The sequence below is a fragment of the Skermanella rosea genome (assembly GCF_016806835.2).
Taxonomy (GTDB): Bacteria; Pseudomonadota; Alphaproteobacteria; order Azospirillales; family Azospirillaceae; genus Skermanella; species Skermanella rosea.
The window spans coordinates 4320141-4343865 of the sequence record NZ_CP086111.1; the positions used below are offsets into that span (position 1 = coordinate 4320141).

The window sequence follows — 23725 nt, forward strand, 5'->3', positions numbered from 1 at the left end:
GAACAGGAATGGCCCCGGTGATCGTCCAAACCACCCCCTTCAACGACCAGAAGCCCGGCACGTCGGGCCTGCGCAAGAAGGTGGCCGTCTACAGCCAGCCGCACTACGTGGCCAACTTCGTCCAGTCCATCTTCGACGTGATGGACGGCATCCGGGGCCAGACCGTCGTGGTCGGCGGCGACGGGCGCTTCTACAATGCCGAAGCCATCCAGATCATCATCAGGATGGCGGCGGCAAACGGCATCGGGCGCCTGCTGGTCGGCCGCGGCGGCATCCTCTCCACGCCGGCCGCGTCCAACGTCATCCGCAAGCACAAGGCGTTCGGCGGGATCATCCTGTCGGCCAGCCACAATCCCGGCGGCCCCGACGGGGACTTCGGCATCAAGTACAATACCGGCAACGGCGGCCCCGCGCCGGAGCGGATCACCGACGCGATCCACCGCCGCACCGGCGAAATCACGGAATACCGCACGGTGGAGGCGCCGGACCTCGACCTCGACCGGCTCGGCGAAACCCGGCTCGACGGCATGGCGGTCCAGATCATCGACCCCGTCGCCGACTATGCCGAACTGATGGAGAGCCTGTTCGACTTCGCCCGCATCCGCGCGATGTTCCAGGGCGGCTTTCGGATGACCTTCGACGCGCTCAGCGCGGTGACCGGCCCCTATGCCACGGAGATCCTGGAGAACCGGCTGGGCGCCCCCGCCGGGACAGTGCTGAACGGGACTCCCCTGCCCGACTTCGGCGGGCACCACCCCGATCCCAACCCGGTCCATGCCCATGACCTCGTCGCCGCCATGACCGGGCCGAACCCGCCCGACTTCGGCGCCGCCTCCGACGGCGACGGCGACCGCAACATGATCATGGGGCCGAACCTCTTCGTCACGCCCAGCGACAGCCTGGCGGTCCTGGCGGCCAACGCCCATCTGGCCCCGGGCTATGCCGCCGGCCTCAAGGGCATCGCCCGCTCCATGCCGACCAGCCGCGCCGCCGACCGGGTCGCGGCCAAGCTGGGCATTCCCGGCTTCGAGACACCCACCGGCTGGAAGTTCTTCGGCAACCTGCTGGACGCAGGCATGGCGACACTGTGCGGCGAGGAAAGCGCCGGCACCGGTTCGGACCATGTCCGCGAGAAGGACGGGCTGTGGGCCGTGCTGCTCTGGCTCGACATCCTGGCGGTCCGGGGCGAGCCGATCGGCCGCATCATGACGGGGCACTGGCGCGAGTACGGCCGCGATTACTATACCCGGCACGACTACGAGGACATCGACACCGCGACGGCCGACTCGCTGATGGCCGATTTGCGGGCCTCTTTGCCGGCCCTCCCCGGCAAGATCTTCGGGGAAACCTCGGTCGAGGCGGCCGACGATTTCGAATACCGCGATCCGGTGGACGGCTCCGTCGCCAGCCGCCAAGGCGTTCGCGTCACCCTGAAGGACGGCTCCCGCGTGGTCTACCGGCTGAGCGGCACCGGTACCGGGGGGGCCACGCTCCGCGTCTACATGGAACGCTACGAGGCCGATCCGGCCGGCCAGGACAGGGACGCGCAGGAAGCCCTGTCGGGCCTGATCGCCATCGCCGACGGGATCGCCGGGATACGGTCCCGGACCGGCCGGGAAGCGCCGTCGGTCATCACCTGACCGGCGGCCGGGGCCGCCCGAAGGGGCGGCCCCCCCCTTTCACACGGCGGGACTGCTTCCCGTTTCGGGGCCCAGCATCGCCTTCAGCGTGCGCAGCATGCCGGCAAGGTCGAGCGGCTTGGTGAAGATCTCGATCGGGCCGTCGATCTCGACCCGCAGCCGGTGTTCGACCGCCTCCGACAGGTAGCCGCTGGCCACGATCACCGGCAGGCGCGGCGCCGCCACCCTCAGGCGGGCGGCCAGTTCGTCACCTGTCATGCGCGGCATCTTCAGATCGGTCACGACCGCGTCTGCCCCGTCGCGCTGCCAGATGTCCCAGGCTTCCTGTCCGTCACCCGCCCGACTGACCCGGAACCCCCGCCGCTGAAGCACATGCTCCATCGCCATCGCGGCGAGCACCTCGTCATCGACGACAAGGATGTGGCGCTGGTCCGACATTGTCTGCTCCCCCTCAACCGTATAGACCCATTGAACACCGGAACCGGGCATTTAGCACTTCCGAATTTGTGCTTATTCCACAAGCGGCAGCCGGACCTCGAAACGGGCGCCGGTCACCGTGCCGTCCGCCACGACATTGGCGGCGGTGATGCGGCCCGCCAGCGCCTCGACGATCCGGAAGCTGATGGCGAGGCCCAGGCCGGTCCCGCGCCCGGCCTCCTTGACCGTGAAGAAGGGATCGAAGATGCGGGCCATGTCGCGCGGCTTGATGCCGGTGCCGGTATCGGAAACGCAGATCACCAGGGTGCCGGCCGCCGGGTCGGTCCGGACCGCGACGTCGATCCGGCTGTCCCGGTCGGGCGCGACCGCGACCCTGTCCTGGACGGCGTCGCGGGCATTCGTCAGCAGGTTCAGCACGACTTGTTCGAGTTGGAGCGGGCGGCCCCGTGCCTGGGCCGGCTCCTCGGGCAGAGCGAGCGCCACGGTGACGCCCTCCGCCGCGAACTGCCGTTCGACCAGCTGGACCGCGACCTTCAGGCTGTCCCGCACGTCGAAGACCTCGGTCGTGCCGGTGTCGCGGCGGCTGAAGACGCGCATGTGGTCGACGATCGCGCGCAGGCGCTGCGCCTGCTCGACCGCCACCTTCATGACCTGCTTCATGTGGTCCCTGTCGAACTCGCCGTCCTCCATGGCCAGCAGCGCGTCCTCGCTCCACAGCGAGATCGCGTTGAGCGGCTGGCTCATTTCATGGGCTATGCCGGCGGCCATGGTTCCCAGCGTGGCGAGGCGCGACGTCTGGTCCAGTTCCTCCTCCAGCCGCAGGCGTTCGGTCAGGTCGCGGAAAGTCAGGACGATCCCGGCCACCGCGGGCTGGTGCAGCAGGTTGGTCGCGATCACCTCCAGGGTCCGGTAGCCGCCTTCGGGCAGTTCCGTCCTTACCGTCCGGCTGACGCTTTCGCCCGGCTTGGCCGCCGAGTCGGAGACCAGTTCGGCGATGTTCCCGCCGTCTCCCTCGACGACCTCCGCGGCGAGGCGTCCCAGCAGCGCGGTTTCGGACCGGCCGAAAATCCGATCGACGGGGCCGCTGGCGAAGCCGATGGTCCCGGCATGGTCGGTCAGCAGCATGGCATCCGACGCATTCTGCACCAGCGCCCGGAAACGCAGTTCGCTGGAACGCAGCATGCCGGCTTCCCGCCGGGCCAGCCGACGGTCGATCATCGCCGAGGCCAGGGCCATGGAAAGCAGCACGAAGCTGACCACCGTCACCAGGGTGCCGACCACGGTCTGGTCCAGCCCGTCGCCGCTCGGGGCCGGCAGGTCCGCATCCATCACCAAGGTCGCGGCCGCCATGCCGGTATAGTGCATGCCGACGACGGCGAGCCCCATGACGCCCGCGGCGGCGAACCGCTGGAGCCCCGAACCGGTGCGGAACGCCAGCCGCAACGCCGCGACAGAGGCGACGATGGCGATCAGCACCGACACCGCGACCAGCACGGGATCATAGTCCAGCCGGGCCTGCATCCTCATGCCGGACATGCCGAGATAATGCATGGAGACGATGCCGGCTCCCATCAGGGTGCCGGCGGCCAGGGTCCGTCCGGTGGAGGATGCGTCGGCATTGACGACGAACAGGCCGATGCCGGTGACGACGATGGGAAGCAGCAGCGATGCGACGGTGATGCCGGAGTCATAAGCGACCGGCATCGGCATCATCCAGGCCAGCATGCCGACGAAATGCATCGCCCAGATGCCGCCGCCCATCGCGACGGCGGCGGCGGCGATCCAGGCCCTGGCGCCCGTTCCATCGGTGGTGCGGACGCGGGTGGCCAAGTCGAGGGCGGTGAACGAGGCGAAGACGGCGATGGCGTAGGACAGCAGCACGAGCGCGGTGCTGTAATGCCCGCTCATTCCCATGGTCGTCCCGTCAATTTACAGCCTCCCTTAGGTTGCGAGGAGGCTTATACGACGGTCCAGGCCCGCCCGCACCTGACCTTTCGGCCCTTCCCTGTTCCGGATAGAAGGGATGTATGCCCAAAGGCCGGGCGGCCGTCAGGTCCTAGGCATCACCTGACGTCGAACCGCCACCATACGCTGGGCGGCGGCGGGCGATGATAGTGCGGCGGGGCCTGCCAGTGGCGCCGGCCGAAGTCGTCCTGGCGCCAGACGCGCTCGCGGCGCGCCGCCCGGCGCTCCCCGATGATCTCGCCCAACTCGACGCAGGCGCGGCGGTTGCCGAAATCGCAGGCCCGTTTCAGGCTGTGGGACTGGTACGGATTGGAATGCAGTTGCCTGCCCCAACGGTCCCCATGCCGGTCCCAATCGGCCTGCGCCGGGAGAGCGGACAATAGGAGCAGGGACGCTGATGCGAGCAGGGTACGGATACCCATGGGGGTCACCTTGCAGGTTCGTGTGCAAGGATCAACAGCCGCACCGGGGGGTTATTCCGACCCGGGCGGAGGAAGCGGCCGGGATGCCGCTCCCTGCCCGGATGGTCGCGGTCAGAGACCGGTCGCGGCGGTCCGGGTCGCGGAGTCGACGCGCAGCTTGTCGCCGTCGCGGGTCAGCACGAGGCGGGCGGCGGGCGTACCCTCGTCACCGGCCAGCTCGATCACGGCCGACTGGCCGGCGGCCAGGTCGTGGGTGAAACGCAGGGCCGGCGACCGGTCGTCCGCGACGACGGTGGTGACGACTTCGAACTTGTCCGAGGAATTGGTGAAATAGACCACGGCGGAACCGTCGCGCAGGGAGACGGTACGGGCCTGATCGGCGCTCACGACGTCGGCGGCCGAAGCGACCGAGGGAACCAGGAGGGCCAGGGCGGCAGCGGCGATGATGCGACGCATTGTGAAGTCCTTTCGCAGTGCAACAAACTGCGAGGATATATAATAGACCTTGGTTAGGAAAACATGAATTTTTGCACTGCAAAAAAGCTATAGGTGGTTTGCATCCATCGTATTGGCCCGATCGGGACGCGGTGCGGCGCATTCGGGATGGACATACTCGCGCCGATTGCCGGATCAGGTTGACAGCACCTGCGGAAGATGCCGATCAACCTGTCCTGGAAGTCCCTGTTACTTGCGATCTCGCGGCGGCGTCAGCATGGGCATCCAGAACTGCATGGACATACGGATCCAGTTCTGGATGAACTCCTGCTGCTGACGCTGGATTTCGGCGTTCCAGGCGCCGCGCATCATACCGGCCGAGGAGTTGAAGGCCGAGAGCCAGACGCTCATGAAGGGGTTCTTGGCGGTATAAAGGTTCTGCACGGAAGCCTCCTGTCGTGGGTGCGTGAAGACTCAACATCCCGCAGTGCGAAACGGCACCACGGGACGTTCATCGACCGACCGGCAGGAGGCTGCGGCGCCGCAGCCTGCGTCACGTTGAAGCGGCGAGCCCCGGAAGCGCGGGAGCCGGCGGCGTCCTGCGCGGGCGACGAAGCCCCAGTTCTGTCCGGAGGCGCCAGAGATTGCTGACGAAGCACATGGTGTCCGATGCCAGCCCGAACGGCGAGCCCACCACCATGTTGTGCGTCGCCCAACCCATGGAGCAAAGGATGAAGAAGCCGCGCAGCTTGAAGGTGTCGGTCTGCCAGCGGCCCAGCGTCGCCATCGCCATGCCGAACGCGGCGCCGGCCGAAGCGAGCCCGTTCCAGGTCAGGACGGTCAGCAGGGCGATCATCGGGACCGTGGACCAGAACAGGATCGTGGTCGCGCGGTTGCGGCGCTCGGGCAGCGAGGCCACCGCCTGGACCAGGGTCACGGCGCACATGGCCGAGCCGCTCCAGGCGCCGAGCAGTCCGTAATGGATGCCGAACATGACGGTGGCGAAGGCCTGGACCGCGAGAATGGCGCGGCGGTCCTTGAGGAAACCCCAGGACGAACCGGCAACGACGCCGGTGATGCCAAAAATTTCGGCGAGCATGGCTCTGGACAGCACTGCATGGGAGGGAGGGGAAAAGACCGTATTGTATATACCTCGACCGATGATCGGGCTGTCGTGCGATGTTCGCTGGTGAGCCATGCGGAAACTGTGCCCTCGATAGCGCACTTGTCACATGCCGGACACACCCGCATTATCGGATGACACCATTCCGAATGGAGCGGCCGGGAGGAAGAGCCGACTCGCCGGCGGTCCCCAGGCCGGCTGGGACAGGCCGGCCGCCGGAGTCCGGGTGCATTCGCCGTCTGTCCGCCGGCTTTAAGATTTCGTTACCGAGCCTTTCCGCATACGCCAGGAACGAAGTTCCGAACAAAGTTAGATAGTTCAGGGTCGTTAACGACTTTGAACATATGACCTATCTCACAGACGCGGCTTCGCTGCAAAATTCCATGGATTTTCCTTGTATTGCAAAGGGATGGCAAAATTGGTTTCGCATCTAACTCCTGCGAATTGGGTAATCATTCATTAACTTAACGAGCCGTATTTCAGATCCCAGCAAGATCACGCTGCGTATGGAGCACGTCGACCATGAAGGACGATCAGAATTCCGGTAAGGACAACGGTTCCTACCTGCTCGGACAGGCCCTCACGGGTCGGCACCTGCTGGATTCTCCCGGTCCTTCGAGCGGCATCGACACTGGCGGCGCGAAGCGGCCCGACGGCGACACCTACCTGCGGGGTCCCCGCCCCCTGCCCCGCCGGCCCAACCGGCGCATCGACCCGCGCGGCTTGGGCGACCGCCCGACGGTGACGGACCGCACCGTCGGCGTTCCCGATCGCACCGCCGCCGAGCGGATCTCGGCCGCCGCGTCCGCCATGCAGGCCGACAACGACTTCGAACTGGACGACGACGATTCCGACGACCTGAACTCGAACGGCCTGATCTCCCGCTCCGGCTGCCCGCGCGGATGGCTGATCAGCGAAGCCGAACTGGCGCGCCGTTTCGCCCGCATGGGCGGCCGGTTCGAGGACGTCGAGGTGGACACCGAGCTGGACCGGCCCGCCGCCCCCGCCAAGCCCGCCCAACCCGCCCCGCGGGACGCCGCGCACGCCTCCTCCTACACCTCCCTGTTCGACCTGCCCCGCCGTCCTCCCGCTTCGAAGCGCTGACCGGACGCCCTGCGCGCGAGGGCTTGAAACTTCCCGCCGCCGACGTGTTTCCTTCCCGGGGAATAGGCCCCACGGGAAGAGGAAATGGATATGTCGAACCACCCTGCCCTGGCACCCGGCCGCGTCGCCGTCGTCACCGGGGCGGCCAGCGGCATCGGCCTTGCCGCGGCACGTCGCTTCGCGGCGCTCGGCATGAAGGTCTGCATGGCCGACATCGATGCGGACACCCTGGAAACAGCCGCATCCCAGCTTGGCGGCACCACCGAGACCCTGGCGGTCCCGACCGACGTCTCCGATCGCGCCCAGGTCGAGCGCCTCCGGGACAAGGTCCTGGACCGCTTCGGCGAAGTCGCCGTCCTGATGAACAATGCCGGCCGCGAGGGCGGCGGCGGGCTGTTCGGCGATCCTGCGCGCTGGCGGGCCATCCTGGACACCAACCTGTGGGGCGTCGTCCACGGCGTGCAGGTCTTCGGCCCGGCCATGATCGCCCAGAACACAGCGGCGGCCATCGTCAACACCGGCTCCAAGCAGGGCATCACCTGCCCGCCCGGCGACACCGCCTACAACGTGACCAAGGCCGGCGTGAAGGTCGTGACCGAAGCGCTCGCCCACGAGCTGCGCAATACCGAGGGCTGCCAGGTAACCGCCCACCTGCTGATCCCCGGCTTCACCTTCACCGGCTTCACCCGCGTCCGCGTTTCGGAGAAACCGCCGGGAGCCTGGACGCCCGAGCAGGTCATCGATTTCATGCTGCCCGCCATGGCCGCAGGCGACTTCTATATCCTCTGCCCGGACAACGACGTGACCCGGGAGATGGACGAGAAGCGCATCCGCTGGGCGGCCGAGGACATCATCCGCAATCGTCCCCCCCTGTCCCGCTGGCATCCGCTGTACAAGGAAGAGTTCGAGAAGTTCGACCCGAAGGGCTGAAAGGGACATCATGACCGCCACAGCGAACGATACCGCCACCGCACGCCAGGACCCCAGCCGGGTCGCCTACCAGAAGCCGCAGCCTTTCGGCATGATGCCGGACATCTTCTTCGGCGGCGCCCTCGACCTTGGCGACGACGACAGTTCCTGGGTGCCCCAGGCCGACGGCGTCTGGTTCAAGCCGCTGATCCTCAACGTCAGCCAGGGCTACTATGTCAACCTGCTGAAGGTCCGCCAGTCCGGCGTACTGTCCCGCCACCGCCATTCCGGTCCGGTCCACGCCTTCACCCTGCGTGGCTCGTGGCACTATCTGGAGCATGACTGGGTCGCCCGCGAGGGCGACTACGCCTTCGAACCGCCGGGCGAGACCCACACGCTGGTCGTGCCGGAGGGCGTGGAGGAGATGGTGACCCTGTTCCACGTGACCGGCGGCTACACCTATGTCGATCCCCAGGGCGAGGCGCTGGGCTACGAGGACGTCTTCACCAAGCTCGCCAACGCCCGCCGCCACTTCGAGGCGATCGGCCTCGGCGCCGACCACGTCCAACGGCTGGTGCGGTGAGGCGGGGAGCCGGAGCCAAGTTTAGATTGCGGCACCCGACACCACCCCGTCCACTTGCCGGGTGCCGCTTCGCTCTACCAGACCCACAATAGGTTGGGTCCCGCCTCCCTCACACGTGCTCGGCCGCCGCTGCCGCCGCGGAGGCCTCGCCGCGGGCATGCTCCGCGCTCTTCATGCCGTTGAAGAAGGCGTTCAGCGCGACCGCGACGATGGCGGCCAGCAGGATGCCGGACTCCAGCAGCGGGTGCAGGGCGTGGGGCAGATTCTTGAAGAAGTTCGGCGCCACCAGCGGGATCATGCCGAAGCCGATGGAGATCGCGACGATGAACAGGTTGTTCGGGTTGTTGCGGAAATCGACGGCGGTCAGGATCCGGGCGCCGGTCGCCGCGACCATGCCGAACATCACCAGACCCGCCCCGCCGAGCACCACCACCGGCACCGCCTCGACCAGCGCCGCCATCTTGGGAAGCAGGCCCAGGATCAGCATGATCACGCCGCCCGCCACCGTGACCCAGCGCGAGCGGACGCCGGTGATGCCGACCAGACCGACATTCTGCGAGAACGAGGTGTAGGGGAAGGTGTTGAAGATGCCGCCCAGCAGCGTGCCGACGCCGTCGGCGCGCAGGCCTCGGGTCAGCGAGGCTTGGTTCACCTCGCGGCCGGTGATGTCGCCCAGCGCCAGGAACATGCCGAGCGACTCGATCATGACGACCAGCATCACGATGCACATGGTCAGGATCGGGATCAGGTGGAACTGGGGCATGCCGAAATGGAAGGGCAGCACCAGGTCGAACCACGCCGCGGTCGCGACCTTGCCGAAGTGCATCAGGCCCAGCGACGCCGCGAGGACCGACCCGGCGACGATGCCCAGCAGCACCGCGATGTTGGCGACGAACCCCTTGCCCCACTTAATCAGCGCCAGGATCACCAGCAGCACGAACAGCGCGATGCCCAGCCCGGCCACCTGCCCGTAATTGGGATTGGGGAAGGCCGCCGGCACGCCGTCCACCATCTTGGTCAGCATCGGCAGCCCGCCGCCCGCCCAATTGATCCCGACCCGCATCAGCGAGATGCCGATCACCAGGATGATGGTGCCGGTCACGACCGGCGGAAAAAGAGGCAGTAATCTGCTGATGAAAGGGGCAACCACGATCCCGAACACACCCGCCGCGATGACCGAGCCGTAGATCCCCAAGAGCCCGATATCAGGCGCCGCGGCCATGGACAGCATCGGCCCGACGGAGGCGAAGGTCACGCCCATCATGACCGGCAACCGGATGCCGACTCCGGGGAAACCCAGGCACTGCACCAGCGTCGCCAACCCGCAGGCGAACAGGTCGGCGCTGATCAGGAAGGCGACGTCCTCCGGCGGCAGGCTCAGCGCCCGCCCGATGATCAGCGGCACCGCAACCGCACCGGCATACATCACCAGCACGTGCTGCAAGGCCAGGGGTATCAGCCGCGGCAGCGGCAGTCGTTGGTCCACGGGGTGGGTGGTGGTCGCCATAAGGGTCCTCTGCGCCAAGAATGCATCCTGAGGCGCAGAGGATTGCAACAATTACGCCATAATTCCACCGATCCGGCGCCCCGCTGCCGTCACTGCCCGTAGGCCAGCACGTGGTCGGGATAATGGACGTCGGCGGCGGGATCGCGCTTGAAGTCGAGCAGTAGGACGACGCGCGTCTCGCCGCTGCGATTCCAGGCCTCGTGCTCGGTCGTGTCGTCGAACAGCATCAGGCCGCCGGGGGTCCATGACTTGGTCTCCGGCCCGACCCGGATCGCGCAGTCGGGGGGCGTCAGCAGCCCCAGATGGGCGCGTAGGACCTCGCTGGTGTAGCCGAAATGCGGCCCGATATAGGTCCCGGGCGCCAGGGAGGAGAAACCGGCGGTCAGCAGTCCGGGAATCCCCTCGATCGCCTCGGTGGTGCGCGGGCAGAGCGCGCAATGCTCCTCCACCTTCTGGCCGAACTTGTAGAGCGGGAACACCGTCCAGTTCCCGTCATAGATGCTCTTCTCGGGCCAGGCGATGAAATACTCCTTGGAGAGGGCGAGCAATTCGGCCCGGATATCCATCCAGGCGTCGGAGAGGGCGGCCAGTTCCGGCACCTGCGCCGGGTCCATGAACATGATTGAACCTCGTGAATACAATGTAACTCAAAAGAGAAATATAATGGCACAGAATGCTCCGAAGGGGCAATCGCCGCTGCGGTTTTGAGCTTCAGGTGGCGCCGACTTCACGCCCGCCCAGGCATATCGTCCGCAATCCCCTCGATTGACTACCCCAACCAAAACTATTGCAAGTCACTCGCATTATCATTAGCGTCCCGCAGCACCGTCCCGGCGCCTCCCCGACCGGCCGCCCTGTTCTGTCTTCTGCGGGAAAATCCCCATGCCTTCCGAAACTCGCCCAATTCCCCTCCTGGCAAGGCTGCTGGGAACCGCGGCGATCACAATTCTTCCCGTGGCCCTTCCCGCGACCCTTCCCGCCGGGGCTTCCGCCCAGGAGACGGACGGCGGCCAGATCGTCCTGCCGCCCATCTCGGTCGAAACCACGGCCCCGACCGGCACCAGCCCGGTGCAGGGCTACGTGGCGCCGGTGACGTCCACCGCTACCAAGACCGACACGCCGCTGATCGAGACGCCGCAGTCGATCTCCGTCATCACCCGCGACCAGCTCGACGACCGCGCCGTGCAGTCCATCAGCGAGGCGCTGGGCTACACCGCCGGCACCTTCTCCGGCACCATCGCCGACCCGCGATTCGACGATCCCAATATCCGCGGGTTCAGCGCCGGCCCCAACCAGTTCCTGGACGGGCTGCGCATCCTGCGCACCTTCGGCGCGCCGGCGATCGAGCCCTACGGCCTGGAGCGGGTCGAGGTGCTGCGCGGCCCCTCCTCCGTGCTGTACGGCCAGTCGGTGCCGGGCGGGCTGGTCAACATGGTCAGCAAGCGCCCGACCGAACAGAGCTTCGGCGAGGTCAACCTCCAGGCCGGCAGCCACGACCGCTACCAGGGCTCCTTCGACCTGGGCGGACCGCTCGACCAGGAGGGGCAATTCCTCTACCGGCTGACGGCGCTGGGCCGCAAGAGCGACACCCAGATGGACCATGTGGAGGACGACCGCTGGTTCGTCGCCCCGGCGCTGACCTGGAAGCCCGACGCCGACACCAGGCTGACCCTGCTCGGCCGGTTCCAGCACGACGAGGCGCAGTCGCCGCCGGGCCTGCCCGCCGTCGGCACCCTCTTCGGCAGCCCGTTCGGCGACATCTCCACCAGCTTCTACCCGGGCGAGCCGACCTTCCGCGACAGCGAGCTGGAGCTGTCCAGCATCGGCTACGACTTCGAGCACCGCATCGACGACACCTTCACGATCCGGCAGAACGCCCGGTACCTGCATCTCAGTTTCGACTACGACACGCTGTTCACGTCGGGCTTGGCCGCCGACCAGCGCACGCTCCAGCGCGGCAGCCTGGTCCAGCGGGAAAGCTCCGACACCGTCAATGTCGACACCTCGGGACAGGCGAAGTTCGTCACCGGCCCGCTGGGCCACACGGCGTTGCTGGGCGTGGATTACCGCCGCTTCTGGGGCGACACCCAGACGGGATTCGGCGCCGCCCCGTCGCTCGACCTGCTGAATCCGGTCTACGGGCAGGCGATCGCCCTGCCCCCGATCGGGACCGACCGCGACGACGACCTCAGCCAGCTCGGCGTCTATGTCCAGGACCAGGTCAGGCTCGACAAGTGGCTGCTGACCCTGGGCGGGCGCCACGACTGGGTCGAGACCGAGCAGCGCAGCCGCATCACCGGCGCGGAGACCACGCAGGACGACAGCGCCTTCACCGGCCGCGCCGCCCTGATGTACCTGTTCGACAGCGGCTTCGCCCCCTATGTCAGCTACACCACCTCGTTCGACCCGGTGATCGGGACCCAGGCGCCCCAGCGCGGCGGCGGCAGTTTCGAGCCGACCGAGGGCGAGCAGTACGAGGTCGGCGTCAAGTACCAGCCGCCCGGCAGCAACAGCTTCTTCACCGCGGCCCTGTTCGACCTGACCCGGACCAACGTCACCACCACCGACCCCGACTTCCCGACCTTCCAGGTCCAGACCGGCGAGGCGCGGGTCCGCGGCATCGAGCTGGAGGCGACCGCCAGCCTGATGCAGGGCCTGGACGTCACCGCCGCCTATACCTACCTCGACTCGGAAGTGACCGAGAGCAACACCGGGACCGAGGGGAACCGGCTCGCCGCCGTGCCCGAGCACCTCGCCAGCCTGTGGGGCGACTACAGCTTCCCCGAGGGCAGCGTGCTGGAAGGCTTCGGCCTGGGCGCCGGCGTGCGCCATGTCGGCTCCCGCTTCGGCAACGAGGCCAACGACATCAAGGTGCCCGGCGTCACCCTGTTCGACGCCGCGATCCGGTACGATTTCGACCGTTTCCGCCTCGCCCTCAACGCCAACAACCTGTTCGACAAGGAATACGTGACGTCGTGCGGCAGCGTCGGCGGCTGCTACTACGGCAACCGCCTCGCGGTGATCTCCACCCTGACATACCGCTGGTAACCCGCCTTGGACGGAAACCTCTACGAACTCCAGGGCGCCGCCTTCGGCGTGCCCGGCCGCGACCTGCTCCATCCGCTCGACCTGACCCTGGCCGGACGCCGCATCCACGGGCTGATCGGCCCCAACGGGTCGGGCAAGAGCACGCTGGTCAAGCTGCTGGCCGGGCAGCAGAAGCCCACCCGGGGCACCGTCCGGTTCGCCGGCCGGCCGGTCGGCGACTGGGCCGGGCGCGCCTTCGCCCGCAAGGTGGCCTACCTGCCCCAGTTCACCCCGGCCGCCGACGGCATGACCGTGCGCGAGTTGGTGGCGCTCGGCCGCTTCCCCTGGCACGGCGCGCTGGGCCGGGTCACGGCGGCGGACCGGGCGGCCGTGGAGGAGGCGATCGCGCGCACCGGCATGGCGGGCCTGGCCGGGCGGCTGGTCGATACCCTGTCCGGCGGCGAGCGGCAGCGCGCCTGGCTCGCCATGATGCTGGCCCAGGACACCGAATGCCTGCTGCTGGACGAGCCGACCTCCGCCCTCGACGTGGCGCACCAGGTCGAGGTGCTGGCCCTCGTGCGCCGGCTCAGCCTGGAACGGTCGCTGGGCGTCGTCGTCGTCCTGCACGACGTCAACATGGCGGCGCGCTATTGCGACGAGATCCTGGCACTCGGCGGCGGCCGGCTGGTCGCGCGCGGCTCGCCGGCGGAGATCATGCGGCCGGAGATGCTGGCGCGGATCTACGGCCTGCCCATGGGCGTGCTTCCCCACCCGGCGACCGGCCAGCCGATCGGCTACGTCCAATGAGAGGTAGCGCCGCCCTGTCCCGGCGGGCCTTCTGCGGGGCCGCCGCCCTGCTCGGCCTGCTGCCGTCCGACCTCGCCGCGGCGCCCGCACCGTCGCGCGTCGCCGCGGTGGACTGGGCCATGCTGGAGACGGTGCTGGCGCTCGGCCTCGTGCCGGTCGCCGGGACCGAACTGGCCCACTACGCTCGCTGGGTCGTGACGCCCCCAGTCCCGGCCCCCGTCGCCGACCTGGGCCTGCGCGGCGCGCCCAACCTGGAGCTGCTGCTGCGGACCGCCCCCGACCTGATCCTCAGCTCCCACTTCTACGCCGGCATCCGCCACCGCCTCGGCCGGATCGCGCCGGTGCGGGAATCCTCGATCAACGCCCCGAACGGCCGCCCCTATGCCCGCGCGCTGGCCGAAACCGCCGAGCTGGGCGCCTTGCTGGGCCGGGCCGACGCCGCCCGCGACTTGGTCGAAACGACAGAAGCGGCCATGGACGCCCACCGCCGCCTCCTGGCAGGAACCGACCGGCGCCCCGTCCTGGTGATGAATTTCGGCGACAGCCGCCATATCCGCACCTTCGGCGCCGACAGCCTGCTCGGCTCGGTGCTGGAACGGCTGGGCCTGCCCAACGCCTGGACCGACCGGACGCAGTACCGGGCCTCGGCCACCGTCGGCATCGAGCGGCTGGCGGAGATGCCGGACGCCGTCCTGGTCGTGGTCGAGCCGACGCCTCCCGGGGTCGAGCCGGTGCTGCACTCCAGCCCGCTGTGGCACGCGCTGCCCGGCGTGCGCGCCGGTTCCCTGGTCCGCCTGCCTGCCGTCAATTCCTTCGGCGCGCTGCCCGCCGCCACCCGCTTCGCGGATCTGCTGGTGCCGCGCCTGACCGGGGAGCCCGCCGATGGCTGACCTCGCCGCCCCCCGCCGCCACACGCCGGCAATGCCGCGCGGCCCGGCCCTGCTGGCCCTGGCGCTGGGCCTGACGGCCGCCGTCCTGGCGTTCCGGGAACTCCATCTCCTGCTCCCTGTGGCCCGCTGGCCCGGCGCGCTGCTGGCGCCGGACCTGACGGACATGGACCAGGTGCTGTTCCACTACAGCGCCCTGCCCCGCCTCGCGATGGCGCTGCTGTGCGGGGCGGCGCTCGGGCTGTCCGGCGCGCTGCTCCAGCGGGTGCTGCGCAACCCGATCGCGGAACCCTCGACGCTCGGCATCTCGACCGGCGCCCAGCTCGCCCTCGGCGCGGCGACGCTGCACGCCCCCGCCCTGATGGAAGCCTCGCGCGAGGCGGTGGCGCTGGCCGGCGCGGTGGCATCCATGCTGCTGGTCCTGGCGCTGTCGTGGCGCCAGGGCCTCCGCCCGGTCTCCGTCGTGCTGTCCGGCCTGGTGGTCGGCCTGACCTGCGCCGCCCTCGGCGGCACCCTGATCCTGCTGAACGGCGAGTACCTGATGTCGCTGTTCATCTGGGGCGGCGGCTCGCTCAGCCAGCAGGGCTGGGGCGACGCCCTGACACTGCTGCCCCGCCTGGCGGCCGCCGGCATCGCCGCGACCCTGCTGATGCGCCCGCTGGTCCTGCTGGGACTGGACGACGCGGCGGCCCGCAATCTCGGCGTGGCGCTCCACGCGACACGGCTCGGCGTCCTGCTGGTGGCGGTCTGGCTGGCCGCCTCCGTGGTGGCGCTGGTCGGAATCATCGGCTTCGTCGGCCTCGCGGCGCCGACCTTCGCCCGTCTCGCCGGCGCCCGGAACCCGCGGCAGGTGATGGTGTGGGCTCCCGTCATCGGCGCCCTGCTGCTGTGGCTGGCCGACGCCGCCACCCAGACCCTCGCCGGCGGTCAGGCCAGCCTGGTCCCGACCGGCGCCATGACCGCCATGCTGGGCGGGCCGCTGCTGCTCTGGATGCTGCCCCGGCTGCACGCGCTGGCCGGGCCGACCGACGCCGGGACCGCCTCGACCGGGATCGGGCGCACCGTCCCGCATCCCTGGCGGCTGGTCGCCGGGCTGGCCCTGGCGCTGCCGCTGCTGTGCTGGGCGGCGCTGGCGCTCGGAACCGGGCCGGACGGCTGGACCCTGGCGACCGGCGACCAGTTCGACCGGCTGCTGCCCTGGCGGGGTCCGCGCCTCGCGGCATCCGTCGCGGCCGGCGCGATGCTGGGGGCGGCGGGGACCATCCTCCAGCGCCTGACCGGCAACCCCATGGCGAGCCCGGAAGTGCTCGGCATCAGCTCCGGCGCCGGGCTCGGCCTCGCCGTGCTGATGCTGACCGCCGCCGCCCCGGGCCGGATGGAACAGCTCGGCGCCACCTCGGCCGGAGCGGCGGCGGCGCTGGGCGTCATGCTCCTGCTGGCCCGCCGCTCCTCCTTCGCGCCGGAACGGCTGCTGCTGGCCGGCGTGGCGCTGGCGTCGTTCTGCGGCGCGGTGCTGGCCGCCATCATGGCGAGCGGCGACATCCGGGCGTTCCAGCTGCTGGGCTGGATCACCGGATCGACCTACGGCACGGAAGCGCAGGACGCCCTCCTGGCCGGCGCCGCCGCCCTGGTCCTGCTGCTGGCGGTGCCGCCGACCGCCCGCTGGCTGGAGGTCCTGCCGCTGGGCGAGACCGCCGCCCGCGGCCTCGGGCTTCCGCTGGGCGGCAGCCGGCTGTACCTGATCGTGCTGGCGGCCCTGCTCAGCGCGGCGGCGACGCTGGTGGTCGGCCCGCTCAGCTTCATCGGGCTGATGGCGCCGCACCTCGCCCGCTTGGCCGGGCTGCGCCGGCCGCTGACCCACCTGGCGGGCGCCGTCCTGCTGGGCGCCCTCCTGATGGGTCTGTCGGACTGGCTGTCGCGGACGCTGGCGTTTCCCTACCAGCTTCCGGTCGGCCTGTTCGCGACGCTGGTCGGCGGCCCCTACCTGATGTGGCTGCTGGCCCGCCCCGCGGGCTCCGGCCGAGGTTGACGCGATGGAAACTCCCGTTCCCGCCCCCTTCGAGTTCCTGACCGGCCCGGCCGGCCGGTTCGGCGCCCGTCTGGTGCCGCCCTCGTCCGCCCCGGGCGCCATCCCGGCCGCGGCCCTGGTCGCCGTGGGCGGCCTGGACCTGGCGCTCGGAACCCTGCGGTCCCGCCATCCCGACGGGGAAGCGCGGGCCTTGCTCTCCCTCTGGTCGCGCCATTACTTCTACACCCTGATCCCCCCGGTGGTGCTGGGCGCGCTGCTGGCCGGCCGGACGCTCCCGCTCGACCTGTCCGAAACGGCGGTCCAGTTGAACGACGACGGCCTCCCCGCCGCGATCGTCCTGCCGCACGCGGGGACCGACGGCGACCCGGTCGCCGCGGCCGACATGCTTCGGGCGCTCGCCCGCGACCATCTGGAACCGCTGATCGACGGCCTCGCCGCCCAGGCCGCCGTCTCGCCGCGCGTGCTCTGGGCCAACGCCGCCGGCTACCTGCACTGGGTGGTCGAACTGCTCGCCGGCGAGGACCCGGCCTCCCCGGCGCTCGCCGAAGCCCATGCCCTGATCCACGCGGGCGCCTGGCCGGACGGCCGGCCCAATGCGCTGGACGAGCCGATGCGCTATACCGACGGACCGGACGGCCGGCAGGCCTGGCGCAAGGTCTGCTGCCTGCTGTACCGCGTCCCCGGCCGTGACCTGTGCCCCTACTGCCCCCTGGCGCTCCGGGCGAGCCGCCGCGAACACTGACCCGAAAGGACTCCCGCCCCATGGACCATGACACGACCGACTGGTTCGACGACGCCCATGGCATCCACGGCGTCGAAGCCCTGGCCGCCCGCTATCCGACGCCGCACGAGAAGGTCGTCGGCAAGCAGATCGACCGGATGGACGACCATTCCCGCACGCTGATCGCGGCATCCCCCTTCCTGGTGATGGCGACGGCCGGCGCTTCCGGCCTGGATTGCTCGCCGCGCGGCGGCAAGCCCGGTTTCGTCCAGGTCCACGACGACCACACGCTGCTGCTGGCGGACTGGCCGGGCAACAACCGGCTCGACAGCCTGCGCAACATCGTCCAGAACCCGGCGGTCGGGCTGGTCTTCCTGCTGCCGGGCATGGGCGAGGTGTTCCGGGTCAACGGCCGGGCGAGGCTGTCCGCCCATCCCGGCCTGCTCTCCCGCCTCGCGGAGGGTGGCAAGCAGCCCCGCTCCGCCATCGTCATCACCGTGACCGAAGCCTTCATCCACTGCCCGCGCGCCATCGCCGTCGCCGACCTGTGGAACCCGGAGAAACACGTGGACCTGTCGGCGCTGCCCAGCGCCCGCACCGTCTTCGAGGCCCACGTGGCCCTGTCGTCTGTCGCGCCGTCGTCCCGCAAGGTCCGGGCCTGAAATCCTCAGAACATCGCGGACTGGCCGTAGAACGGCTTCGCCTCCCCCTCCCGGATGTAGCCGTCGTAGAAGGACTTGACGTGCGGGAACACGGCGTTGCCGAGTTCCCGGCGGGCCACCTCGTCGGGCGTGCGCGGCCTGGAGAGGGTCTCGGCGATCTCCGCCAGCACCTGGTCGCGGTCGATGCGGGTGAAGCGGCCCTCGGCGTAGACCAGGTCGCCGTCGATATAGACCGCGTCGACCGCGTTGGTCTTGGCCCGCTGGATGACGGCGTCCAGCATCGGGATATCGGGGTCCTGGAACGGGTACGTCGCCGTCTTCCAGTTGATCAGCACAGCGTCGAAGAAGCGGCCGGGGTCCAGGCGGCCGATCTGCTCGCCGAAGGCGGTGGTGCGGGCGCCCGACTCGGTCGCCATCTTCAGCACCTGCGGGCAGGTCGGCACGTCGTCCTCCATCCCCGGCGTGCGGTGGACCCGCAGCGCCAACCGCATCTCCTGGAGCATGTCGCGGTCGTCGTTGATCCCGGCCTCGTCCAGGCCCATGCCGACGGTGATCCCCTTCTTCTCGAAGAAGTTCAATGGCGCGATGCCGGAGCGCAGGCGGAAATTGGACGAGCAGTTATGGCAGATGCAGGTGCCGGTGTCGGCGGCGATGTCGATCTCCTCCTCGTTCAGCCAGACGCCGTGGCCGAGCGTCATGCGCGGGCCGAGCAGGCCCAGGTCGTGTAGGTGGCGCACGGCGGTCTTGCCGGTGCGGCGCATCGCGTACTCCTTCTGGTACGCGGTCTCCAGCAGGTGCATGTGCATCGGCACGCCGGCGGCCTTCGACTTCTCGTTCAGCGCCAATAGCCCCTCGTCGGTGCACCAGTGCAGGTTGGCCGGCGCCAGCTGGATGCGGGTCAGGCGCTGGCCCTCGTTCTCGCGCGTCAGCTGGTCGAACAGGGTCAGGAAATCCTCGAACGGCAGGGCCTGCGACTTCAGATACTTCAGCAGGTCGGCGCCGAGCGGCCCCGGCAGGCGCTCGCAGAAGGCCTCGTCGGCCTCGTAGACCAGCCGGTTCTGCTCGCGCACGGCATAGCAGTAGGACGCGCGCATGCCGAGGTCGCGGTAGGCCCCCAGCACCTTCGAGGCGGCGCCGTGGACCGCGTCGTAGCCGCCCTGCATCCAGCCATGGATATGCTGCACGGTGGTGATTCCGGACGAGATCATCTCGAAAGCGGAATACAGCGTGTCGAGGTAGAGGTCGATCCGGCGGGCCGGCATCCGGCTGGCGAACCACAGCTCCAGCGCGTGGTCCGGCGAGCCGAGCTGGAGCGGCGTCAGGCCCACATGGTGGTGGCTGTTGACGAAGCCCGGCAGCATGACATGGTCCGGATAGCTGCGCACCGACGCCAGCGGGGCAAGTCGCTTCATCTCGTCGAGGGTTCCGGCGGCGGCGACGACGCCACCGCGCGACAGCACCGCGCCGTCCTCGATGACGACGGGGGTGTGGCGGTCCTGGATGCCGGTGACGACCCAGCGGGCCTGGACGATGAGGTCTCCCATGGGGGACTCCTTGGTGTTCATGATCGTTGGGGAATGAGGGTGCGGAGCCGGCGGGCGGTCGGGTTGCGTTCCGCGGCGAGCGAGAGGCGGGCGGGATCGATGTCGGCGAGCACGGCGGCTCCCGGACCGGAGACGACCGCGCCGTCCGGACCGACCGCGACCGTGTCGCCATCGTGGCGGACGCTGCGGCCGTTGATCGTTTCGATACCGGATCGGGCTGCCGAGACGGCATAGACCGCGTTGGCCCGGGCATGGGTGCGCAGTTCGGCCAGGAAGATGCCGTCGGGATCGTCGGGCGCCGGGCCCGCCACCAGCACCGCGACGATGTCGGCCCCCGCCGCGGCCGCCGCGCGCCAGCATTCGGGGAACCGGCGGTCGTAGCAGACCAGCGCCGCCAGCCGGATCGGCCCGACCCGGACGGTCCCGATCCTGGCCGGACCGGCATCGAAATGATCGGCCTCGCCGAACGGCTGGCCGGGAGCGGCGGGCGGCAGGTGGATCTTCAGCGCGATCGTTTCGGCGATACCTTCCGGCCGGGCGAGGACCGCCGCGTTGAGCGGCCTGCCCGGCCCGTCCGGCGACAGCGCCATGCCGAACAGGATCGGGACGCCCAGGCGGGACGCCACCCCAACCGCCCATGCCGCGGTCGGACCGTCCAGCGGTTCGGCGGGATGACCGAAGCGGCCGGGGTCCTCCGCCGCGGCATAGGGCACGGCGAACAGCTCCGGCAGGATCACCAGATCGGCGCCGGCCCCGGCGAGCGCCTCGGCGGCCCGCTCCGCCCCGGCGAGGGCGCAGCCTTCCCCGCCGCCGGCCGGCCCCGTCGAGGCCGCGCCGACTCGAAAGAATCTTTCCATGAAGGATCGGCCCCTACGCTTCCTGTTCGGCGAAGGCGCGGTCCACCTCGTCGGCCAGCAGCTCGGTGAAGAGGTCGCGATATTCGTGGTAGCGCGGGTCGCGGCTGGGCCTGGGGCGCGGCAGGTCGATCGGGACGATGGTCTTGACCTGGCCGGGACGCGCGGTGAAGACGACCACCCGGTCGGCGAGCGAGATCGCCTCGTCGATGGAGTGGGTGACCAGGATCACCGAGGCGCCACTGTCCCGCCAGATCTGGAGCAGGAAGTCCTGCATCTTCGACCGGGTCTGGACGTCGAGCGCCGCGAACGGCTCGTCCATCATCAGCACCTTGGGCCGCATCGCCAGCGCCCGCGCGCAGGCGGCGCGCTGGCGCATGCCGCCCGACAGTTCGTCCGGCTTCTTGTCCAGCATGTCGCCCAGGCCCACCGACCGCAGCATGTCGGCGGCGACCGCGCGCCGCTCCGTCACCGGGACGCCCCTCACCGACAGCCCGAAGGCGACGTTGTCGGCGATGGTCAGCCAGGGGAACAGCGAGGCATCCTGGAAGATCAGGCCGCGCTCGGCGGACGGCTGGGTCACCGGGATGCCGTCCTGCTCGATGCTGCCGCCGGAGGCGCCCTCGAGCCCGGCGATCATGTAGAGCAGCGTGGATTTCCCGCAGCCCGAAGGCCCCAGCAGCACCACGAACTCGCCCGGCATGATGTCCAGGCTCAGGTTCCGAAGCGCGTGGACCGGCGGACGGCCCTCCGGCATCCAGGTCTTGGCGACGTCCCGGATCGAGACGGCGGGATGGACCGGTTCGTTTGCCGCTGTCATCGCGAACCTCCCTGGCCGGGGGCTACCCACCACAGCATGCGGCCCTGGATGGTGCGGAGCCCCCAGTCGAACAGGAAGCCCAGCACGCCGATGATCGCCATGGTGAAGAAGACCAACTTGGCGTTGAAGGTGGCCCGCGCCATGCTGGTGATCTGGCCCAGGCCGGTGCCGACCCCGACCGCCTCGGCGATCAGCACGACCATCCAGGCGGCGAACAGGTTCAGCCGCAGCGTCATGAACAGGCTCGGCAGGATGGCGGGCAGGATCACGCGCCAGAAGGTCTGCGCCTCGGTCGCCCCCATGATCCGGGCGACATGCAGGTAGTTCTTCGGCACGCTCTCGAACTGGGCGACGGTGGACAGCACGATCGCGAAGAACACGGTGATGAACACCAGGAAGATCGCCGGCACGTCGCCGATGCCGAACACGAAGATCGCGACCGGCAGCCAAGCCACCGGCGAGATCGGCGCCAGCAGCAGGATCGTCGGCAGCAGCAGGTTGCGGACCAACCTGACGTAATGGACCATGGCGCCGACCGCGACGCCCAGCACGAAGCCAAGCGTCAGGCCCAGCACGACGCGGCTGGTCGTCCACAGGATCGTCAGGAGGAGCCCGGTCAGCCCGCTGCCCGTCCCCCGGCTGCCAACCCTGTTGGTCTGGTCGAAATAGGCCAGCGTGCCGGGTATGTCCTGGAGGAACAGGTGCGGCGGCGGCAGCAGCAGCGGGTTGGCCCAGCCGACCGCCCACAGGATCTCCCAGATCGCGGTGAACAGGCCGATGGACGCCAATCCCCAGCCGAGGGAGACGACATGGCGGCGGAGCTTCGGCGATACCGGCGGACGGACGGCGGCGCTCTGGCCGCTCCCCCGTCCCAGGGCGCCGATCTCCGTTTTGGTGGTCATGCTCATGCAGGTTGCTTCCGGTAGCGGGATGGCCGCGCCTGCGGGGCGCGGCCTCTCTTGCTTCGGGTCAAAAGGCGGGATCAGGCTGCGGACTTCAGGTTGAGGGAGCCGTAAAGCTCGCCGTTCTCGGCGATGACCTGGTCCAGCAGGCTCCAGTCGAAGGCGCCGGCGTCGGGCATGTTGCGGATATAGCCCAGCTCCTGCATCGACCGGCCCCGGTCGATGATGAATTGCTGCTGGTTGCGCTGGTCCACGACGATCGGCTGCTTGTTGGACGCGTCCAGCGCCGCCTCCATGGTCGTCTTGTAATAGCTGCCGACGGTGTCGTTGAGGGCGGCCTGCTTGTCGGACTCGGCCTGCGACTGGGCTACCATCAAGGCCTTGATCACCGCCTTGACCGCGCCCGGATCGCTCTCCAGCAGAGGGATGCGGGCGGCCAGCACGCAGTCGGAATAGCCCTTGCCGTAAAGGTCGGTGCCGTCCGACAGCACGGTGGCGCCGGGGCGCCCCATCACGCACTGGGAGGCATAGGGCTCGATATGGCAGATCGCGTCCACGGCGCCGGCGATGAAGGCCTGGGCCAGTTCGGGCGAGGTGTTCAGGTAACGGACATCGACGTCCTGGAAGCTCATGCCGGCCTGCTTCAGGTAGTCGTAGGGCAGCACCTCCAGCGTGTCGGCCTGGAAGGTGCCGAAGCTCTTGCCCTTCAGGTCGGCGGCCGACTTGATGCCTTCCTTCGCCACGATGATGCAGCCCTGGACGCCGCCGCCGGCCACGATGCGGACCGGCGCGCCGGCATCGTAGAGGGTCATGAAGTTGGAGTACGGGATCATCGAGATATCGACCAGCCCGGCCCCGAACATGGTCGTGATCTCGGTGTTGGACGGCGTCACGACGAATTCCAGGTCGACGCCGTCGGCCTTGGTCAGCTCCCGCTCCTTGGCAAGGAAGATGCCCATGTTGCAGAAGCCCGAGCCGTGGGTCGCCTTGACCGTGGTCGCGGCATGCGCGGCTTTCGGGGTCAGCAGGGCCGCCAGATGGGCGGGGATCGCCACCGTCGCGGCACCGGCGGCCGAGGTCTTCAGGAAGCCGCGCCGGGATATTTCGGCCGACGAGAATTTGCGGAAGAAGGTGCCGTCACGATCGCACATGGTCCACTCCAGCCGGTTGAAAGACCGCATGGAGCCCGCACAAGGTCATGTCTCCACCCGACGAGGGGACCGGAGCGGCGCCTGAACTGAAAGTCCTTCACTGCGCCTGCCATTGCACGGAGTCCATACAATGGGCACGCCAACCCGAAAGAGCGTCGATCGCTCTGCGCTGATGGATTCCCATACGCAACCGCC

The 23725-nt window shown here is 69.2% G+C and carries 23 protein-coding genes; 10 read left to right on the forward strand and 13 right to left on the reverse strand.

All coding sequences use genetic code 11. The annotated features are described in order from the left end of the window. Positions 1-8: 8 nt before the first annotated feature. Entirely contained in the window at positions 9-1640 is a 1632-nt protein-coding gene (locus JL101_RS20195; protein WP_203097602.1) for an alpha-D-glucose phosphate-specific phosphoglucomutase, read from the forward strand. A gap of 39 nt (positions 1641-1679) precedes the next feature. On the opposite strand, the gene JL101_RS20200 is transcribed toward JL101_RS20195, so the two are convergent. The 6 genes from JL101_RS20200 to JL101_RS20225 form a co-directional block, all read right to left on the reverse strand. Then, complete coding sequence (locus JL101_RS20200; protein ID WP_203097600.1) at positions 1680-2078, reverse strand: response regulator; 399 nt, start codon at positions 2076-2078, stop codon at positions 1680-1682. Positions 2079-2150: 72 nt separating this feature from the next. Further along, positions 2151-3986 (reverse strand): MHYT domain-containing protein, encoded by a 1836-nt coding sequence (locus JL101_RS20205; protein ID WP_203097598.1) that lies wholly within the window; start codon positions 3984-3986, stop codon positions 2151-2153. 155 nt (positions 3987-4141) lie between these two features. Next, positions 4142-4465, reverse strand: a complete 324-nt coding sequence (locus JL101_RS20210; RefSeq protein WP_203097597.1) for a hypothetical protein — start codon at positions 4463-4465, stop codon at positions 4142-4144. Positions 4466-4576: 111 nt separating this feature from the next. Then, a complete protein-coding gene (locus JL101_RS20215; RefSeq protein ID WP_203097596.1) occupies positions 4577-4921 on the reverse strand; it encodes a hypothetical protein in 345 nt (114 codons plus the stop codon). A gap of 228 nt (positions 4922-5149) precedes the next feature. Continuing rightward, positions 5150-5344: a hypothetical protein gene (locus JL101_RS20220; RefSeq protein WP_201078115.1), complete on the reverse strand. Its 195-nt coding sequence runs from the start codon at positions 5342-5344 to the stop codon at positions 5150-5152. Between the two features lie 109 nt (positions 5345-5453). Next, positions 5454-5999 carry a YgjV family protein gene (locus tag JL101_RS20225; protein WP_203097595.1) on the reverse strand — a complete coding sequence of 182 codons (546 nt, stop codon included), beginning with the start codon at positions 5997-5999 and terminating at the stop codon, positions 5454-5456. Between the two features lie 546 nt (positions 6000-6545). On the opposite strand from JL101_RS20225, the gene JL101_RS20230 reads away from it, so the two are divergent. The 3 genes from JL101_RS20230 to JL101_RS20240 all read left to right on the forward strand — a co-directional run bounded on the left by JL101_RS20230 (position 6546) and on the right by JL101_RS20240 (position 8619). Beyond that, a complete protein-coding gene (locus JL101_RS20230; RefSeq protein WP_203097594.1) occupies positions 6546-7127 on the forward strand; it encodes a hypothetical protein in 582 nt (193 codons plus the stop codon). Between the two features lie 90 nt (positions 7128-7217). Continuing rightward, on the forward strand, positions 7218-8057 hold the full coding sequence (locus JL101_RS20235; protein WP_203097593.1) for an SDR family NAD(P)-dependent oxidoreductase: 840 nt from the start codon (positions 7218-7220) through the stop codon (positions 8055-8057). Positions 8058-8067: 10 nt separating this feature from the next. Continuing rightward, positions 8068-8619 (forward strand): 2,4'-dihydroxyacetophenone dioxygenase family protein, encoded by a 552-nt coding sequence (locus tag JL101_RS20240; RefSeq protein WP_203097592.1) that lies wholly within the window; start codon positions 8068-8070, stop codon positions 8617-8619. Between the two features lie 109 nt (positions 8620-8728). Here JL101_RS20240 and JL101_RS20245 read toward each other — a convergent pair whose 3' ends face one another. Together JL101_RS20245 and JL101_RS20250 are read right to left on the reverse strand one after the other, a co-directional pair. Further along, entirely contained in the window at positions 8729-10144 is a 1416-nt protein-coding gene (locus JL101_RS20245) for a nucleobase:cation symporter-2 family protein (protein ID WP_228435002.1), read from the reverse strand. Positions 10145-10215: 71 nt separating this feature from the next. Further along, positions 10216-10746 (reverse strand): aspartyl/asparaginyl beta-hydroxylase domain-containing protein, encoded by a 531-nt coding sequence (locus tag JL101_RS20250; RefSeq protein WP_203097591.1) that lies wholly within the window; start codon positions 10744-10746, stop codon positions 10216-10218. Between the two features lie 262 nt (positions 10747-11008). On the opposite strand from JL101_RS20250, the gene JL101_RS20255 reads away from it, so the two are divergent. From JL101_RS20255 to JL101_RS20280, 6 genes are read left to right on the forward strand one after another with little or no spacing between them, the layout of a single operon-like run. After that, a complete protein-coding gene (locus JL101_RS20255; RefSeq protein ID WP_203097590.1) occupies positions 11009-13174 on the forward strand; it encodes a TonB-dependent siderophore receptor in 2166 nt (721 codons plus the stop codon). 6 nt (positions 13175-13180) lie between these two features. Further along, entirely contained in the window at positions 13181-13960 is a 780-nt protein-coding gene (locus JL101_RS20260) for an ATP-binding cassette domain-containing protein (protein ID WP_203097589.1), read from the forward strand. Beyond that, entirely contained in the window at positions 13957-14850 is an 894-nt protein-coding gene (locus tag JL101_RS20265) for an ABC transporter substrate-binding protein (protein WP_203097588.1), read from the forward strand. Before JL101_RS20260 ends, JL101_RS20265 begins: the two co-directional genes overlap by 4 nt. Beyond that, positions 14843-16876 carry a Fe(3+)-hydroxamate ABC transporter permease FhuB gene (gene fhuB / locus JL101_RS20270; protein WP_228435004.1) on the forward strand — a complete coding sequence of 678 codons (2034 nt, stop codon included), beginning with the start codon at positions 14843-14845 and terminating at the stop codon, positions 16874-16876. The genes JL101_RS20265 and fhuB overlap by 8 nt, the downstream gene beginning before the upstream one ends. Positions 16877-16880: 4 nt before the next feature. Continuing rightward, the gene (gene fhuF, locus JL101_RS20275) at positions 16881-17618 is read left to right on the forward strand and encodes a siderophore-iron reductase FhuF (RefSeq protein ID WP_203097587.1); all 738 of its coding nucleotides are present in this window, start codon (positions 16881-16883) and stop codon (positions 17616-17618) included. Positions 17619-17638: 20 nt separating this feature from the next. Continuing rightward, entirely contained in the window at positions 17639-18259 is a 621-nt protein-coding gene (locus JL101_RS20280) for an MSMEG_1061 family FMN-dependent PPOX-type flavoprotein (RefSeq protein ID WP_203097586.1), read from the forward strand. Positions 18260-18264: 5 nt separating this feature from the next. Here the strand turns inward: JL101_RS20280 and JL101_RS20285 are convergent, their stop codons facing one another. The 5 genes from JL101_RS20285 to JL101_RS20305 all read right to left on the reverse strand — a co-directional run bounded on the left by JL101_RS20285 (position 18265) and on the right by JL101_RS20305 (position 23530). Beyond that, positions 18265-19803 carry an amidohydrolase family protein gene (locus tag JL101_RS20285; protein ID WP_203097585.1) on the reverse strand — a complete coding sequence of 513 codons (1539 nt, stop codon included), beginning with the start codon at positions 19801-19803 and terminating at the stop codon, positions 18265-18267. A 17-nt stretch (positions 19804-19820) separates the two neighbouring features. Next, positions 19821-20660: a carbon-nitrogen hydrolase family protein gene (locus tag JL101_RS20290; protein ID WP_203097584.1), complete on the reverse strand. Its 840-nt coding sequence runs from the start codon at positions 20658-20660 to the stop codon at positions 19821-19823. Positions 20661-20673: 13 nt separating this feature from the next. Then, entirely contained in the window at positions 20674-21477 is an 804-nt protein-coding gene (locus JL101_RS20295) for an ABC transporter ATP-binding protein (RefSeq protein ID WP_228435006.1), read from the reverse strand. Beyond that, positions 21474-22379 (reverse strand): ABC transporter permease, encoded by a 906-nt coding sequence (locus JL101_RS20300; protein ID WP_203097583.1) that lies wholly within the window; start codon positions 22377-22379, stop codon positions 21474-21476. The genes JL101_RS20295 and JL101_RS20300 overlap by 4 nt, the downstream gene beginning before the upstream one ends. An 80-nt stretch (positions 22380-22459) precedes the next feature. Beyond that, positions 22460-23530 carry an ABC transporter substrate-binding protein gene (locus JL101_RS20305; RefSeq protein WP_203097582.1) on the reverse strand — a complete coding sequence of 357 codons (1071 nt, stop codon included), beginning with the start codon at positions 23528-23530 and terminating at the stop codon, positions 22460-22462. Positions 23531-23725 lie beyond the last annotated feature (195 nt).

What these genes read in the sequence shown, in the direction of transcription:
- JL101_RS20195 (WP_203097602.1), top strand. Translation starts at nt 9, where the DNA reads ATGGCCCCGGTGATCGTCCAAACCACCCCCTTCAACGACCAGAAGCCC.
- JL101_RS20200 (WP_203097600.1), bottom strand. Translation starts at nt 2,078, where the DNA reads ATGTCGGACCAGCGCCACATCCTTGTCGTCGATGACGAGGTGCTCGCC.
- JL101_RS20205 (WP_203097598.1), bottom strand. Translation starts at nt 3,986, where the DNA reads ATGAGCGGGCATTACAGCACCGCGCTCGTGCTGCTGTCCTACGCCATC.
- JL101_RS20210 (WP_203097597.1), bottom strand. Translation starts at nt 4,465, where the DNA reads ATGGGTATCCGTACCCTGCTCGCATCAGCGTCCCTGCTCCTATTGTCC.
- JL101_RS20215 (WP_203097596.1), bottom strand. Translation starts at nt 4,921, where the DNA reads ATGCGTCGCATCATCGCCGCTGCCGCCCTGGCCCTCCTGGTTCCCTCG.
- JL101_RS20225 (WP_203097595.1), bottom strand. Translation starts at nt 5,999, where the DNA reads ATGCTCGCCGAAATTTTTGGCATCACCGGCGTCGTTGCCGGTTCGTCC.
- JL101_RS20230 (WP_203097594.1), top strand. Translation starts at nt 6,546, where the DNA reads ATGAAGGACGATCAGAATTCCGGTAAGGACAACGGTTCCTACCTGCTC.
- JL101_RS20235 (WP_203097593.1), top strand. Translation starts at nt 7,218, where the DNA reads ATGTCGAACCACCCTGCCCTGGCACCCGGCCGCGTCGCCGTCGTCACC.
- JL101_RS20240 (WP_203097592.1), top strand. Translation starts at nt 8,068, where the DNA reads ATGACCGCCACAGCGAACGATACCGCCACCGCACGCCAGGACCCCAGC.
- JL101_RS20250 (WP_203097591.1), bottom strand. Translation starts at nt 10,746, where the DNA reads ATGTTCATGGACCCGGCGCAGGTGCCGGAACTGGCCGCCCTCTCCGAC.
- JL101_RS20255 (WP_203097590.1), top strand. Translation starts at nt 11,009, where the DNA reads ATGCCTTCCGAAACTCGCCCAATTCCCCTCCTGGCAAGGCTGCTGGGA.
- JL101_RS20265 (WP_203097588.1), top strand. Translation starts at nt 13,957, where the DNA reads ATGAGAGGTAGCGCCGCCCTGTCCCGGCGGGCCTTCTGCGGGGCCGCC.
- fhuB (WP_228435004.1), top strand. Translation starts at nt 14,843, where the DNA reads ATGGCTGACCTCGCCGCCCCCCGCCGCCACACGCCGGCAATGCCGCGC.
- fhuF (WP_203097587.1), top strand. Translation starts at nt 16,881, where the DNA reads ATGGAAACTCCCGTTCCCGCCCCCTTCGAGTTCCTGACCGGCCCGGCC.
- JL101_RS20280 (WP_203097586.1), top strand. Translation starts at nt 17,639, where the DNA reads ATGGACCATGACACGACCGACTGGTTCGACGACGCCCATGGCATCCAC.
- JL101_RS20285 (WP_203097585.1), bottom strand. Translation starts at nt 19,803, where the DNA reads ATGGGAGACCTCATCGTCCAGGCCCGCTGGGTCGTCACCGGCATCCAG.
- JL101_RS20290 (WP_203097584.1), bottom strand. Translation starts at nt 20,660, where the DNA reads ATGGAAAGATTCTTTCGAGTCGGCGCGGCCTCGACGGGGCCGGCCGGC.
- JL101_RS20295 (WP_228435006.1), bottom strand. Translation starts at nt 21,477, where the DNA reads ATGACAGCGGCAAACGAACCGGTCCATCCCGCCGTCTCGATCCGGGAC.
- JL101_RS20300 (WP_203097583.1), bottom strand. Translation starts at nt 22,379, where the DNA reads ATGACCACCAAAACGGAGATCGGCGCCCTGGGACGGGGGAGCGGCCAG.
- JL101_RS20305 (WP_203097582.1), bottom strand. Translation starts at nt 23,530, where the DNA reads ATGTGCGATCGTGACGGCACCTTCTTCCGCAAATTCTCGTCGGCCGAA.